The 14,814-nt window shown below is 68.8% G+C and carries 10 protein-coding genes; 3 read left to right on the plus strand and 7 right to left on the minus strand.

What is annotated here, in order from left to right:
* Positions 1-78 precede the first annotated feature (78 nt).
* From FZ029_RS28240 to FZ029_RS28270, 7 genes are all read right to left on the minus strand, one after another.
* Positions 79-2,274, minus strand: coding sequence for a hypothetical protein (locus tag FZ029_RS28240; RefSeq protein WP_149273038.1), 2,196 nt, complete (start codon positions 2,272-2,274; stop codon positions 79-81).
* Positions 2,271-3,659 carry a glycosyltransferase family 4 protein gene (locus FZ029_RS28245; RefSeq protein ID WP_149273040.1) on the minus strand — a complete coding sequence of 463 codons (1,389 nt, stop codon included), beginning with the start codon at positions 3,657-3,659 and terminating at the stop codon, positions 2,271-2,273. Before FZ029_RS28245 ends, FZ029_RS28240 begins: the two co-directional genes overlap by 4 nt.
* Positions 3,656-4,498 carry a class I SAM-dependent methyltransferase gene (locus FZ029_RS28250; protein WP_149273042.1) on the minus strand — a complete coding sequence of 281 codons (843 nt, stop codon included), beginning with the start codon at positions 4,496-4,498 and terminating at the stop codon, positions 3,656-3,658. The genes FZ029_RS28245 and FZ029_RS28250 overlap by 4 nt, the downstream gene beginning before the upstream one ends.
* Positions 4,495-6,786 carry a glycosyltransferase gene (locus FZ029_RS28255; RefSeq protein ID WP_149273043.1) on the minus strand — a complete coding sequence of 764 codons (2,292 nt, stop codon included), beginning with the start codon at positions 6,784-6,786 and terminating at the stop codon, positions 4,495-4,497. The genes FZ029_RS28250 and FZ029_RS28255 overlap by 4 nt, the downstream gene beginning before the upstream one ends.
* A 141-nt stretch (positions 6,787-6,927) precedes the next feature.
* Positions 6,928-7,746: a calcium-binding protein gene (locus FZ029_RS28260; protein WP_149273045.1), complete on the minus strand. Its 819-nt coding sequence runs from the start codon at positions 7,744-7,746 to the stop codon at positions 6,928-6,930.
* Between the two features lie 576 nt (positions 7,747-8,322).
* Positions 8,323-9,678, minus strand: a complete 1,356-nt coding sequence (locus tag FZ029_RS28265; protein ID WP_149273046.1) for an HlyD family type I secretion periplasmic adaptor subunit — start codon at positions 9,676-9,678, stop codon at positions 8,323-8,325.
* Positions 9,675-11,399 (minus strand): type I secretion system permease/ATPase, encoded by a 1,725-nt coding sequence (locus tag FZ029_RS28270; RefSeq protein ID WP_149273049.1) that lies wholly within the window; start codon positions 11,397-11,399, stop codon positions 9,675-9,677. The genes FZ029_RS28265 and FZ029_RS28270 overlap by 4 nt, the downstream gene beginning before the upstream one ends.
* A gap of 546 nt (positions 11,400-11,945) precedes the next feature.
* Here FZ029_RS28270 and galE point away from each other — a divergent pair.
* The 3 genes from galE to FZ029_RS28285 are packed head-to-tail and all read left to right on the plus strand — an operon-like array spanning position 11,946 to position 14,811.
* The gene (gene galE, locus FZ029_RS28275) at positions 11,946-12,959 is read left to right on the plus strand and encodes a UDP-glucose 4-epimerase GalE (protein ID WP_149273051.1); all 1,014 of its coding nucleotides are present in this window, start codon (positions 11,946-11,948) and stop codon (positions 12,957-12,959) included.
* Positions 12,960-13,007: 48 nt separating this feature from the next.
* Positions 13,008-13,568 carry a winged helix DNA-binding protein gene (locus tag FZ029_RS28280; RefSeq protein WP_247892538.1) on the plus strand — a complete coding sequence of 187 codons (561 nt, stop codon included), beginning with the start codon at positions 13,008-13,010 and terminating at the stop codon, positions 13,566-13,568.
* Positions 13,569-13,584: 16 nt separating this feature from the next.
* On the plus strand, positions 13,585-14,811 hold the full coding sequence (locus FZ029_RS28285; protein WP_149273054.1) for a DUF2336 domain-containing protein: 1,227 nt from the start codon (positions 13,585-13,587) through the stop codon (positions 14,809-14,811).
* Positions 14,812-14,814 lie beyond the last annotated feature (3 nt).

Here is a 14,814-nt window from a genome sequence, read left to right on the forward strand (position 1 = left end):
CAACGGAGTGGCGGCAGTCCCCTCTCCCGCGAAGCGGGGGAGGGTTAGGGAGGGGGAAAAAGGTTGAGGGGCAAAGCACTACGCCGCGATCGACGCCTTCCAGCGCTCGGCAAAGTTCCATTCGTCGACCAGCGCGCTCATGCGCTCCAGCCTGGGGTCGCGGGCAGTGCGGGACTGTTCGTCGACGGCCACCAATCGAACCTTCGGCAGCCACAGACAGGACCCGCCGGCCGCCCGAACCCGCAGGCACAGGTCCAGGCCTTTCGGCTCCGACCCGAGATAGCGGCCGCCGTCGGCCATCACCCGCACCAGCAGGTCGCGCGGCAGCAACGCGCAGTCGGCCGAGGCGGCATCGACCGCCGACGCCTCCTGCTCCTTCAGCCAGTCGCGGGGGTAGCCGGCGAAGCGGCGCTCGTAGGTGACCATGCCGTCCGGACCCTCAACCGCGACGATGCCGGCGAAGCGGACGGAATGGTCCTCGTACAGCAGGGTCGGGCTGACCATCACCGGCGCCAGCGCGGCGGAACCCACGGCGTTCGGCTTGCGAATCGCCCGTTCCAGCGCCGACAGCCAGCCGCGCTCGGTCGGCAGCACCGACGGCGACAGCAGAAGGACACGGTCGGCACGGGCATGCGGCAGGGATGCCGCCACCGCCTCGAAGGGGTCGGCGGCGGTGGGTGCAGCGACGAAGCCGACCGACAGACGGTAGAAGCCGGCGGCCTGCCGGACCATGCCGGCCAACCGCTCATGGGTGCCGGCACCGGCCACCACCAGAATCTCCGCCTCGGCGAAGTCCGGGTCGTTCGCCATGCGGGCGAGGTTGAGATCGACATCCTCCCGCCCGTCGCAGACCGGCAGGACCACCGACACCCGCGGGCTCTTCAACGCGCGGCCCATCGGATGCAGGACGGAGGACGGGGCCGGCTGCCCCGACGCCGCGGTACGCAGCATTGGACCCAGGTGGGTGGAAACGACGCGGTCGATGGCCGGGCTGTCGGGGTTGACCGCCCCCAGCATGCGGCGCAGCGATTCGCCGGTCGGCGGCTGGCAGGGCAGCGGCAGGAAGGCGATGCCGTCGGCCAGCGTCAGCTCCAGATGGAATTCGGCGTCGGCGGAAATGCCGGCCGGCTCGCGGGCGAAGGCGGTGAAGCCGTGGGCGTCGTTGCCCGGCGGCAGACAGCCGGCGAACAGCGGGTCGTGGGCGAAGGCGTCCGACACGTCCTTGCGGGCCAGCCGCGACCAGTCGGCGTCGAGCCGAGCCGTCAGGCCGCCGCCCTTCACCGTCACCGCGCGGACCGCCTGGGTGGGGTCGAGCAGCCAGCCGCAGACGAACAGTCCGGCACCCGGCACCCGCACCGCCATGTCCAGCCCCATGCGCACCGGAGCCTGGATCTGCGACACCGTCTCCACCCCATTGTAACGGGCGGCGATGGCGGAGGCGACACCGCGGCGGGCAGCATCGCCCTGCAGTTGGCCCAGCATGTCGCGGGCATGGGCGGAGGCGACGCCGTCGGCCAGCAACTGCCGGTGTTCGAAGATCGCCAGATGGCGCCAGCCGTCGGCGGCGCGGAAATGGATGCGGCGGATGGTGTCCGGCGCGGCGACCGGGCCTTCCAGAACGGTCAGCAGACCGGAAGCATCGTCGGGCAGGTCCGGGCGGTGGAAGGGCGCGGCGGAACTGGCATGGGGGCGCAGATCGTCGGCCTCGACCAACACGGGAGCGGTGCCGGCCGGGAAACCGTGCGACCAGCCCTGCACCATCAGTGCGCCGTCGCGGAAGCGGCCCAGCACCTCGGCGAAGCCATCCGGGCGGGAGGCTTCATGCGCTAGCCCCGACAGCAGGCGGGTGCGCCGGTCGCCGTCCCCCGCCTCGCCCTCGCCCATCTCCGGGCCGGACAGCAGGGTCACGGCGACGTCCAGCGCCACGCCGAGCGACTGCGGCTGCACCTCGCGCAAGGCGGCGACCAGATGGGCGGGGTTGGTGCGGACGTTGGACAGGCGCGGCAGCAGCAGATGCTTGCCACGGGCGTCCTCGATCTCGATGCGGGACGGGCGCATGTGGGCCAGACCGGTAACGCGGATGGCGCCCAGGAACCAGCGCTCCCCCGCCCCGTCGGTCCAGCAGCCGCCACGAAACCGGCCGTCGATCATGCCGTCCAGCATCACCATGCTGTCGGCCGGCAGGGGCTGGTCGATCGCCCCGAACAGCATCAGCGTATCCTCGTCCAGCAGGACGGCGGCGGTGATGTCGGCCTTGGTGCTGCGGTCCTTCATCGGTTGCGGTTCCCCTGGATAAGAGCGGCGGGTGCCGGCGAGAGAAGCTCGCCGTAAAGCGCGAGGTGGAGCGACGCGGCCTCCTCCGTCGGGCGGACGGCGGGGATGTTGGCCGACAGCCGGTCCCACAGGCCGGGCTCGGTCATCGCGCGGGTCATGACGCGGGCAAGGTCGGCGGGGTCGTTCGGGCGGACATGCAGGCCGTCGACGCCGTCGCGCACCGCCTCCGCCATGCCGCCGATGCCGCTGACGATGACCGGCCGGCGGTGCTGGAAGGCCTCCTGGATCACCAGCGGCGCGTTCTCCCACCAGATCGACGGCATCACCACCCAGTCGGCGGCGGCGATCAGCGCCGGCATTTCCTGCGGCCGGTAGGGTCCATGGGCGGTGGCGAGGCCGTTCGCCGCCTCGAAGCCGTCGGCTACCCGCTGGCGGAACTCCGGCGCCTGATAGAGGCTGCCGCCATGGACGGCCAGCGACGGGGACAGGCCGTGGCGCGCCATGCGGGCGACGGCGTCGAGCGCTACGGTGACGCCCTTGAACGGGTTCAGGTTGCCGAAGTAGGCGAAGGCGTCGCGCGCCGCACCGGGGGCGAGGTCGCGCGCCGGGGCCGGCTCCACCGCAGGGCGGCTGTTCGCCATCACCTCGATCCGATTAGGGTCGAGGCCCCAGGCGACATAACGGTCGCGCAGGAAGCGGCTGGGCGCCAGGAAACGGTCGACCAGCCCGAACATCGCCTTGATGTGCTTCTCGCGCAGCAGGAACTGGTCGGCCGGCCGGTCGGGAAAGCAGCGGTGGCAGGCATCCGGCGACGCCTTGCTGCAAAGAGCGCGTCCGGCCTCGCCGTGCGGCGGGGTGACCATCTGCCCGTCATTGGCGCAGATCGGGTAATAATCGTGCAGGGTGTAGACGATCTTCGCGTCGGGGCAGACGCGGCGGATCAGGAACAGCATCTCCACGCCCAGCAGCAGCGTGTGATGCACATGCACGATGTCGGGCCGGAAGGCGCGCAGCAGGTTCGACAGGTCCGGGACCAGCCCGTGCAGGTCGATCTGGCACTGGTGGAAATGGTCGAAATGGCCGGCCCACAGCAGCACCTCGTCGGCGCTGCGGCCGAGCGTCTGGAAGCCGGTGCCAGGACGCGGCGCGCGATGGGTGTCGTTGGTGCAGGCCAGGAACAGGCATTCCGCCCCCGCCGCCTTCAGGCCGCCGAACAGCTCGTGCGCGAAGATCTCGGTGCCGCCGGGATGCAGGCTGGGGTGGTTGTGCGCGATCAGCAGAACCCGCGGCGGCCGGGCGGCGACCAGCGGGCGCGCCGGCTGGCGCGGGGCGGGTCGAGCCGAGACATGACCGGCGGGGAGCAGCGGAAGGCGGCGGCGGCTCATGGCGCGCTCCCCTTCTCCAGAACCAGCAGATCCTGGAAATTCTCGGCCTCGCGCTGGCCGCTCCAGTGCCCGCGCATCACGGGACGCGCCGTCCGCAGGCCATGGGCGGCGAAGCGGCCGAGCAGGAACTCCTCGTCATAGGCGACGGCGGCGTTGGGATGCTCGGGATCGGCCAGCAGTTCCACGCCCGGCGCATCGCGGCCCGGCTCATCGCGGAAAGGCGGGCGGGCGGTGCCCTTGGCGATGCCGGTGTGGGCGGTGGCGTCGGCCAGGAACAGGCTGAGGAAGCAGCGCCCGCCCGGCTTCAGCACCCGCGCGATCTCCGCCGCATAGCGCTCGGTGTCGGCCGTGCGCAGGTGGGTGATGACAGAGGTCAGGATGACGAAGTCGTAAGCCGCCGCCTTGAAGGGCAGCGTCGCCGTCTCTCCCTCGATCCGGCCATCGGGATTGTACAGGCCGTTGGCGACGTCGAGATGGTGGAAGCGGAACTCCGGATAGGCCGGGGTGATGGTCGAGGCGCACCAGCGGATGCCGTCCAGCACGATGTCGATGCCGTCGTAGGACGAGTCCAGATACTGGGTCAGCGGCAGCGCCATGCGGCCGACGCCGCAGCCGATCTCCAGCACCTTGTGGTCGGGACGCAAGCCGCCCAGCCGGACGAAATGGCGCAGGAACTCCGCCCCGATGGCACGGAAATCGCCGTCGCCGATGAAATGCAGCTCAGGCGGCGGCACCGGCAGGAAGCGGTTGCGCGCGATCTGGGCGCAGAGCCATTCCAGCCGCGGATCGGTCTGGCGGCGCAGGACGGCAAGCTGCGGGGTCGGCAGAAGCGCATTCATCGGATCACCTGTGCGGTCTTGCGGGTGCGGCCTGTCTTGGAGGGCCGCACCTCGTCGTCGGCATTCCAGTCGCGCGCCATCAGCTCGACCATGCGGTCGGCCCAGCGGCGGCCATGGAGCCAGCGGTTGTATTCGGAGGCGACGCCGCGGGTGTAGCCCTGGTGCCGGCCGATGGAGCGGCGTTCCAGATGGTACAGTTCGACCGCCGGGGCATAGCGGATGTCGAGACCCTGGCCGCGGATGCGCAGGCACAGGTCCGAATCCTCGAAGTCGCCGATGATGTAGTCCTCGCAGAAGCCGCCGGCGGCGGTGTAGGCGGCCCGTGTCGTCAGCAGGCAGGCGCCGGTCACGCCCGGAACCGAGCGCGGACGGCAGGCGGCGGCGAAGTCGCGCGGCAGGCCCTTGAAGTAATGATGGTTGTACCAGGCGCCCTGCAGGTCACGGTCGAAATAGAGGCCGGCATGCTGAAGGCTGTCGTCATCGAAGAGCAGCTTCGGACCCACCGCGCCGATGCCGGAGCGCTCCTCCAGCGCCGCGACCAGCTGCGGCAGCCAGCCGGCACGGTCGGGAACCACGTCGGAATTCAGGAACAGCAGGCGGTTGCCGCGGGCGACCGCGACGCCGGCGTTGTTGGCGGCGGAGTATCCGTAATTGGCGCTCTGCACCAGCAGCAGCATCGGCAGGCCGTAGAGGCCATGGAAGCCGCGCAGCAGATGCACGACCTCGTCGCGCTGTTCCGGGCTGTCGAGCACGAAAACCAGTTCGGCATCCGCCATATCCTGGTCCGTCGCGAAGCACGCGATCTGGAAGCGCAGGAATTCCAGCGTGCGGTAGAGCGGGATGATGACCGACACCGCTGGCTTGGTCTTGCGCTCGCCATAGACGACCAACTCCGGCTCGCCACGGGTGGCGAGATGGGCGGCGTGCAGCGGGGCGACGGCCGGGCCGATGACGATCTCCAGCAACTCGGGCGTGGCGAAGCGCGGCGGCAGGCTGCCCAGCACGGCGGCGCGGGCGTCGGCATCGGCCCGCGGACGAGGCGGCGGGACGAGGCGCAGCGCACCGCCCGAGGCCAGCCGAAGCTCCGCCGTCACCTGAAGCGCCTCCGCCGGTTCGGGATTGCCCGGCAGATGCAGGACGAAGCCGCTGCGGTCGATACCGCTGGTGCCGTAAAGCTTCGCCACATCCTCGCGCGGGAAGCGGTGGGCGAAACGCTCCACCCGACGCTCGCCGCCGAAGGGGGTGCGCACCACCAATTCCGCCGCCAGTGCATGCGGATCGTGCAGCCACCCGGCAAGGAACAGCCCGCCGTCGGACGTGGGAACCGCGAGGTCGAGCGAGGCGCCGATCGGCCGCTTGGCATCGGCCGCCTGCCGGCGCGGCAGCGGGGCCAGCGCCTGCAACTCGCTGACCGCCGAGGCGGCGGACGCATCGCTGCGGCCACGCTGGGCGAGGCAGGTCAGCAGATAATGGCGAAGGGTGGCGGGCGTGTCGGGACGGGCGTTCAACCGGTCGGTCAGCGTCGGCAAGCCCACCGGCTCTTCCGGGAAGCGGCGGCAGGCGACGCCGTTGGCGCCCAGCACCACCAGCAGGTTGCCCGGCGCGCACAGCCCACGGTCGATCAGCAGATCGAAGGCGATGCGCCCTTTCCCCGCCGGATCGGCACCAATGCAGACATCGAACGGCGCCCGTACCACTGCGTTCGGCGACAGCACCACCAGACCGGTGATGGCGCCGAAGCGGCCGGACAGTGCGCCAGCACAGAGCACGAGGTTGCCACCCGCCGTTGCCCGCACCGCCAGATCGGCCGGTTCCGCCGCGCGGTCCAGCACCAGCCGGCGGCAAAGCACGGCGAAGGCGGCATCGCGGCGAAGGGCCGGAGTGGAGCATGCGAAGTCGAACAGGAAGCGCAACACCCGCAGCCGGGCGGCACCGTCCAGACTGCCGAGCAGCCCGGCGGGGTCCAGGTCGGCGGCGCCGGTTTCGGTGCGAAGCTCGGCGATCACGCGGTTGTTGGCGATGAAATGGATGGGCATCCGCGGGTCACGCGGTGCCGGCAGGATCGACAGAACACGCCGCCCGCCCCATCCGGTCTCGACGGTCAGCGTGGTGAAGGGCGGACGCACCGGCTCGCCGTCGACGCTCGGCGTGATCGGACCGACGGGGCCGGTCGTGCCGTCCGCCGTCCCGTCCATCGTCCAGGAGACGAGGAGGAAGCCGCGGCCCAGCGCCAGACGTTGGGCGGGGGCGATCGACACCGAATTCGGCAGGACGGCGATGACGGTCATTGATTGGGATTCCGGCAGCGTCGATGGATTTGAAAGTCGTAAAGGCGGACTTCGGGCAAAGGGGGACCGGCGGCGGCTTTGACACCACCGGTCCGTCCTTCTCAGGCGTCGCTTGAAAAGCGTCGCTCGATCAGTGCCCGGTTAGTGGATGACGAAGAAGTCGTTCGGGTGGTTGTGGATGTCCGCAGCCGAGACACCCTTCAGCGTGATGCTGTCGCCATGGCCGAGGTCGATCACGGCGTCGCCATGCTGGTCGGTGACGCGGGCGGCCAGATCGGCGGCGTCGGTCACCTTCAGACCGTTGATGTTGCGGGAGATCTGCAGGACGTCCTCGCCAGCCTTGAAGTCCAGGACCACGTCCTGGCCACCACCGCCGGAGAAGATGAAGACATCGTGGCCGGCGCCGCCGGACAGGATGTCGTTGCCCTTGCCGCCGTCCAGGATGTCGTTGCCGTCATCGCCGAACAGCACGTCGTTGCCGTCGCCGCCGGACAGCATGTCGTTGCCGGTGCCGCCATGCAGGATGTCGTTGCCCTTGCCGCCGTCCAGGATGTCGTCGTGGCCGCCGCCGGACAGGATGTCGTCACCCTTGCCGCCGGTCAGAATGTCGTTGCCGTCCCCCCCGGACAGCACGTCATTGCCGTTGCCGCCGTCCAGCACGTCACGACCGGCGCCGCCGATCAGAACGTCGTCACCATTCCCCCCCAGGATGATGTCGTCGCCCGAACCGCCGTCGATGATGTCGTTGCCGTTACCCCCCAGCAGCACGTCCGCCGCAGTGCCGCCATGGATCACGTCCGCACCGTTCCCCCCGAACAGAGCGTCATGTCCATCGCCGCCGAGCAGAGTGTCACTCCCGTTGCCCCCCAGCACCAGGTCGTTCCCCTGTCCGCCAACCAGCAGATCGTCATGATTCGTGCCGACATGCACGTCGTAGCTGCCCCCAGGAACCGTAGCCATCGTAGGTGTCTCCTTGCGATGTGATTGGGATTGTTGGGCCGTCTTTCGGCCTCGCTCGAAAGGCTGAGCTCGCCTTTCGGTGTAACCAAATCTATAGGGCGGATAGTGTGATAAAACGCGGGCACATGGAAGAGAAAGTTGAGTCAAGACAACTGATTCTTGCAGTAGAACGCATTGTCGATATTTTCAAAAAGACAGTTAGTCTGATTTGCATCGAAATTCTAAGCAGTTTCCGTTTTAAAAAATGATGGTCAGACCCGCATTTCCGCCATTGCAAAGCCGCGGACCGGCTGAAAATCCAGCAAAAAGCCCAAATCGTTAAAAGAAGGTTTTTAAAATCCGGTGGTCCACTTAAAGCCACAGTCGAGCCCCAGCTGACGGTCGGGGCGCTTTTCGCATCGGATTGCATGCTGCGCTTTTCTCAGCCGTCATTCCCGCCAAGGGGATGTGCAAAAGGGCCGGCGTGGGGGACGCCGGCCCTTCCACGGGGCCGCTTGGCAGGGGATGGACACCCATGCAAGGACCCCAGCCCACACCGGCCCGAACGGGGGAGGGCCGGGGGGATGGCGGTTCCGCTTACCGCTCGCGGAAGGCCCTCTGCAGGCCGTCGGTCAGCGGTGTCAGGAAATAATCGATGGCGCGGCGGGCGTGTCCGTGGATCATCACTTCGGCCGGCATGCCGGGATGCAGCTCGACATTCGGCAGGGCCTTCAGCTCCGCCGCATCCATGCTGATCCGCGCCGCGAAGTAGTAGGCGCCGGTGCGCTCGTCCTCCAACTGGTCGGCCGACAGCGACACCACCTGCCCGGCGACCGGCGGCACGGCGCGCTGGCGGTAGCCGGTCAGCTTCACCATTGCCTTGCTGCCGACCTCCACATTCTGGACGTCATGCGGTGAGACGCGCGCCTCCACGATCATCGCGTCGTCCTGGGGCACGATGTCGAGGATGCCGGCTCCGGTGGGGATCACGCCGCCTGGGGTGAAGAACTTCAAACCCGTCACACGCCCGGCCTGGGGTGCGGTGACCGCCTGGCGCAGAAGCACGTCATCGGCGCTGCGCAGCCGTTCGGACAGGTCGGAAACGCTGGCCTGGGCCGCCTGCAGGTCGGTCGAGACCTCCGACCGGCGGGTGTTGCCGATGTTGATCATGGTCAACTCGGCGGCGGCAATGGCCTGTTCCGCCTTGGACTTGTTCGCCATCAGCTCGCCCAGCCGGCCTTCGGAATCGGCGACGTTGCGCTGAAGCTCCAGCATCCGCGGCTTGCGCTCATATCCCTTCGCCAGCAGGCCCTGCACCACCCGCAACTCGTCCTGGGTGTAGCGCAGACGGTCGGCGGTGGCGACGCGCTGGGCCTCCAGCGCCACGATCTCGTCGCGCAGCTGGGAGATTTGCTTGCGCTGAATTCCCAGTTGGGCCTCGTAGCTGTCATGGCGGGACCGGAACAGCCGTTCCTCCACCGACATCGCCTCCGCCGCCACCGGGTTGTCGCGAGCGGCCTTCATCAGTTCCCCTGCGAACAGGGGATTCGGTGCGTCCGACTGTTCGGCACGCAGCCGGCCCAACTTTGCCAACGCGGTCCAATACTGCCCTTGCAACTGCGCGACCACGGCCTGGCTTTGCGTCGAGTCCATCCGCAGCAGCACCTGGCCGGCCTGCACGAGGTCGCCGTCCTTGACCAGAAGATCGCGCAGGATGCCGCCCTCCAGATGGGAAACGGTCTTGCGGTGGCTTTCCACCATCACCGTGCCGGCGGCAAGGGCGGCGCTGTCCAGGCTGGCGGTGAAGCCCCAGGTCAGGAAGCCGCCGAAGCCGACCAGCACGGCCAGCGCGCCCGCCAGCGCGGTGCCGCGCAGCGACGGTTCGACCGGCGCCATGTCGATGGTGGCAGTCCAGACGGGCTGGGACGACAGGAGGGGCGTGTCGCTGCTCATCGCTGTTCTCCGCTGCGGACAAGGCGGGTCACGCCGGCGGGGACGCCGCCCGGCTGGACCAGTTTCAGGACGTCGCTGCGGGCGCCGAAATGCTCGACGGCGCCCTCTTTCATCACCACCAGCTTGTCGGCGATGGCGACGATGGAGGGGCGGTGGGCGATCATCACCACCGTCGTGCCGTCGGCCTTCACCTTGTGAACGGCGTTCAGCAGAGCCTGCTCGCCCTCATGGTCGAGGTTGGAATTGGGTTCGTCCAGCACCAGCAGGCGCGGACGGCCGAACAGCGCGCGGGCCAGCGCGATGCGCTGCCGCTGGCCGCCGGACAGCGAAAAGGCGCTGTCGCCCACCGGCGTGTCGTAGCCGAAGGGCAAGCGGCCGATCATCTCGTGCACCCCCGCCAACCGGGCGGCGCGGACGATCTCCGCCGGATCGGCGCTGGCCATGCGGGAAATGTTCTCGCCGATGGTGCCGTCCAGCAATGCCACCGACTGCGGCACGTAGCCGACATATCTGCCGAAGCTTTCGCGCTCCCACAGATAGGTGCTGGTGCCGTCCAGATAGATGCCGCCGGCCGTCGGCTGCCAGACGCCGACCAGCAGGCGGGCCAGTGTCGATTTGCCGGCACCCGACGGGCCGATGACGCCCAGCACCTCCCCCGCCTCGATCGCGAAGGAGACGTTGCGCAGCACCGGGCGGCTCAGTCCGGCCGGCACATGGCTGACGCGGTCGACGGTCAGCGCGCCGGTGGGTTGCGGCAGCGGCATGGTGGAGCGGGCCGAGGCGCCGTTGTTCAGCAGGTCGCGGATGCGGCGATGCGCCTCCAGCGCCTTCACCCACTGGCGCCAGCCGTCCACCAGCTGTTCGAAGGGGTGCAGCAGCCGCCCGGTGATGAGGCCGGCGGCCATCATGCTGCCGGGCGTCACCAGATTGTCGATCACCAGCGTGGCGCCGGCCGCGATCACGCCGACCTGCAGGATCATCCGCAGCGAGCGGGAGGAAGCGGCCAGCCCGCGCGACAGCGTGGCGCCGCGGTCGATCATTCCGGCCGATCCGCTCTGCGCCGCCTGCCAGCGCCGGGCCAGGGCCGGCAGCATGCCCATCGCCTCGATGGCTTCGGCGTGGCGGACGGTGCCGGCGATGTCGGCGAAGACGCGGGCAGAGGCCTCGTTCGCCTGGGCCATCGGCCGGCGGGTCAGCATGTCGGTCAGCACGCCCATCACCAGCAGCACCAGCGCCGAGATGATGGCGAGCACACCATAGACCGGGTGCAGCAGGAACAGGATCGCCAGGAAGATCGGCGCCCAGGCCAGTTCCAGCGGAGCAGTGACGGCACTGCTGGTCATGAAGCTGCGCAGGTCGTTCAGGTCGCGCATGGTCTGCGCCGCATTGCGCGGCCCGCCCGACAGCGCGTCGACGATGGAGGCCTCCAGCGCCGGGACGTTGAAGCGGTGCGCGATCACGGCGCTGGTCACCAGGAAGGCGCGGGCGCGGATGAAGTCCAGCACGCCGTACAGCGCCAGCGCCCCCACCGCGATGATCGCCAGCATCGTCAGCGTTTCCAGGCTGCGGCTGCTCATCACCCGGTCGTAGACCTGCATGGTGAAGAGCGGCAGCACCAGCATCAGGACATTCACGAACAGGCTGAGGACACCGGCCAGCAGCAGGCCCTGTCCGATCTTCCGGTAGGCTTGGGTCAGCAGGGGCCGATCCACGGAACTCATCTTCGATCCTTCCTGAAGGAGGATTCGCCACCTGATGCGGCGCTGGAAATCGGGGAAAACAGGAAAAGCTGCCGGCGGCGACGGACGCGGGACAGGAAGCCGGCTGGGGGGATGCCGGATGCGGACTGCCCGGTGACCGGGCGACCGCCTATGCTGGGACAGATCCTGACGCGGGGGGAGCGTCTACGGATTTGGCACGCTCAAGCTTTACACCGGAGACATTTTAGAGACGTGTGACAAGTTTTGGCTGGCACCTCTTTCCAGCATCCGAAAAAGGGGTATGGAATGGCACTTAAGTCACTGACAGAAAAAGAAGAAATTGGGATTCACCTAAGGTCTTAGGCCCTTCGGGGGAGTTTCCCCAGCCATCTGGTCAGACGCTGCCGACATCGTGCATGCTGCGCTGCATGAGTTTTGCGCAAGGCGCCGTGATCCCCCCATCCGGCCCCTGCACCGCCCTAAACCCGCTCCCCGTTTTCCTTCCACCACGCCGGCCGCCCGATTCCGGTTGCGGCCCGAAAACCGGTTCAAGGAAACCCACACTCCATGACGACCTCCCAAACCATCCTCGTCACCGGCGGCGCCGGCTATGTCGGCAGCCACTGCGTGGCGGAGCTTCTCGACCGCGGCCACCGGGTCGTGGTGTTCGACAATCTGCGCCAGGGCCATGCCGCAGCCGTTCCGGCCGAGGCGAGCTTCATCCAGGCCGATCTGGCCGACGAGGTGGCGCTGGCCCGCGTGTTCGGGGAATGGCGCTTCGATGCGGTGTTCCACTTTGCGGCCCTGTCGGTCGTCGGCGAATCGATGCGCGACCCGCACGCCTACCTGCACGGCAACACCGTCACCTCGTTGAACCTGATCCGCGCCGCGGTGAAGGCGGGGGTGATGAAGCTGGTCTTCTCCTCCACCGCCAACCTGTTCGGCTCGCCCAAGCGCATCCCCATCGACGAGGATGAGGCGATCGATCCCGGCAGCCCGTATGGCGAATCGAAGTTCATGATCGAGCGCGCCCTGCACTGGGCGGACCGCTGCCATGGGCTGCGCTCCGCCTGCCTGCGCTACTTCAATGCGGCCGGCGCCCATCCCAACGGCAAGCTGGGTGAGGATCACAGCCCGGAAACGCACCTGATCCCGCTGGTGATGGACGCCGCCACCGGCAAGCGCCCGCACATCGAGATTTTCGGCGACGACTACGACACGCGCGACGGAACCTGCATTCGCGACTATATCCATGTCTGCGATCTGGCCGACGCCCATCTGCGGGTGCTGGACGCGCTGGACGAGCGGTCGGTCCGCTACAACCTCGGCAACGGCACCGGCTACAGCGTGCGTGAAGTGATCGCGTCGGTGGAGCGCATCACCGGCCGCAAAGTGCCCGTGAAGGTCGGCCCGCGCCGCCCCGGCGACTTGCCGGTGCTGATCGCGTCCTCGGAGCGCATCCGCCGCGACCTCGGCTGGCAGCCGCGCTTCCCGGAACTGGACAGCATCATCGGCAGCGCCTGGGCGTGGCGCAGCGCACATCCCAACGGCTTCCGCGGCCTTGCCGCCGCGGCGGAGTGAGTCAGCAGGAAGGACGACGGCAATGGTAGAGCCGGGATCATGGACGCGATGAGCAACCTGAACTGGGACGATGACGACGCGCCCGAACCGGGAGCGGACGACACATCCGCCGACCGGACCGGCGGCAAGCCCGGCGAGGCTCTCGACCTCGCCGACTTCCACGGCATGGCGCGGCTGATCGAGCGGATGCACCGCCGCTATCTCGATGTCGTCCGTGTCGGGCTGTCCAAGCAGGGCGTCGAGGACATCGGGCCGGTGCAGGCGCTGATGATCATGCTGATTGGCGAGGACGAGCTGTCGGTCCGCGACCTGATGGAGCGCGGCTATTACCTCGGCTCCAACGCCTCCTACAGCCTGAAGATCCTGGTCGACGCCGGATACATCAACCGGGCCGCCAACCAGCGCGACCGCCGCACCGCCCGCCTCCAGCTGACCGACAAGGGCCGGGAGCTGTGGGAAGGGCTGCGGCGGATGGAACAGGCGCAGGCCGAGGCGCTGGTCCGCAACGAGACCGAGGTCCGCGACCTCAAGGCCAGCTACCGCACGCTCCGCCGGCTCGACCGGCTTTGGGGCGACATGGTCCGTTATTCCTGCCTCGATTTCGATTGAGCGAAGGTTTTCTCCGATGCCGCAGCCGGGTGCCATGATGCCACACGCCGCCGCCCACCCCGACGCCCCCCACCCCAACGGCCTGTCGTCCAAGGATGTGGAGCGGCTGCTCGTCGCGCCGAACGCGGAAACGCGGATCGAGACGATGAACAAGCTGTTCCACGACCTGGAGTCGGGCGCGCTCAGCCCGGCCGAACGGTCGCTGGCGATCGAGGTGGTGCATTGCTTCGCCGGCGACGCCCAGGTGGCGGTGCGCGAGGCGGTGGCCTGGCAGCTGCGCAACAGCCCGCTGCTGACCGGGGATCTGGCGGAACGGCTGGTGCGCGACGTCGGCCGGGTGGCCTTCCCCATCCTGCGCGATGCCGCCGGTCTGACCGACGACCTGCTGCTGGACGTGCTGTCCGATCCCGATGCCGGCAAGCATGTGGCGGTCGCCAGCCGATCCAAGGTGTCGGCCCGTGTCTCCGGCGCGATCGCCGAGCGCGGCAACGTGATCGCCGTGACCGCGCTGCTGCGCAATGACGGCGCCGAGGTGCCGGACAGCGCGATGAGCCGCGCGCTCGACCGTTTCGGCCGCGTCCGCATGGTCAGCGAGGCGGCGGCGGCCCGCCCCGGCCTGTCGCTGGCGATGGTGGAGCGGGTGGTCGCCTTCGTCTCCGACAGCATGCGCACCACGCTGATGCAGGCCCATGGCCTGTCGCGCGAGCTGGTCGAACGGCTGGTGGAGCGCGGGCGGGAGGCGGCGACCATGCGCATGCTTCGCCCGGTGCTGCGCGGGGCCGAGGACATCGACGCGGTGATCCAGTGGCTGCACACCAACCGCCGCCTGACGCCGGTCCTGCTGTTCCGCGCGCTGTGCGCCGGCGACCTGGCCCTGTTCGTCGCCGGCATGGCGCTGCGCGCCGGCATCCCGCAGGAGAATGCCCGCCGGCTGGCCTGGGACGACGGCGAGCTGGGCATGGCGGCGCTGATGAGGAAGGCGACCGTCGCCCCCGGCCTGACCCATCCCTTCCAGGTCGCGGTCGGCGTCGCCAAGCGGATGGAGTATGAGGGCGAGGAGAACAGTCGCGAGGATTTCCAGGCGGAGGTCATCAGCGAGCTGTTCACCGCCTGCACCCCCACGAACGACTGGATGGTCGACGACCTGCTGCTGCAGCTGTTCGACCAGAAGTCCGAGGAGGTGATCGACCGGGCGCTCGATCAGGCGGGGCTGCCCTTCTCCCCGGTGCGGACGGTGCAGTAATCA

The sequence above is a fragment of the Azospirillum sp. Sh1 genome, assembly GCF_008365135.1.
Taxonomy (GTDB): domain Bacteria; phylum Pseudomonadota; class Alphaproteobacteria; order Azospirillales; family Azospirillaceae; genus Azospirillum; species Azospirillum oryzae.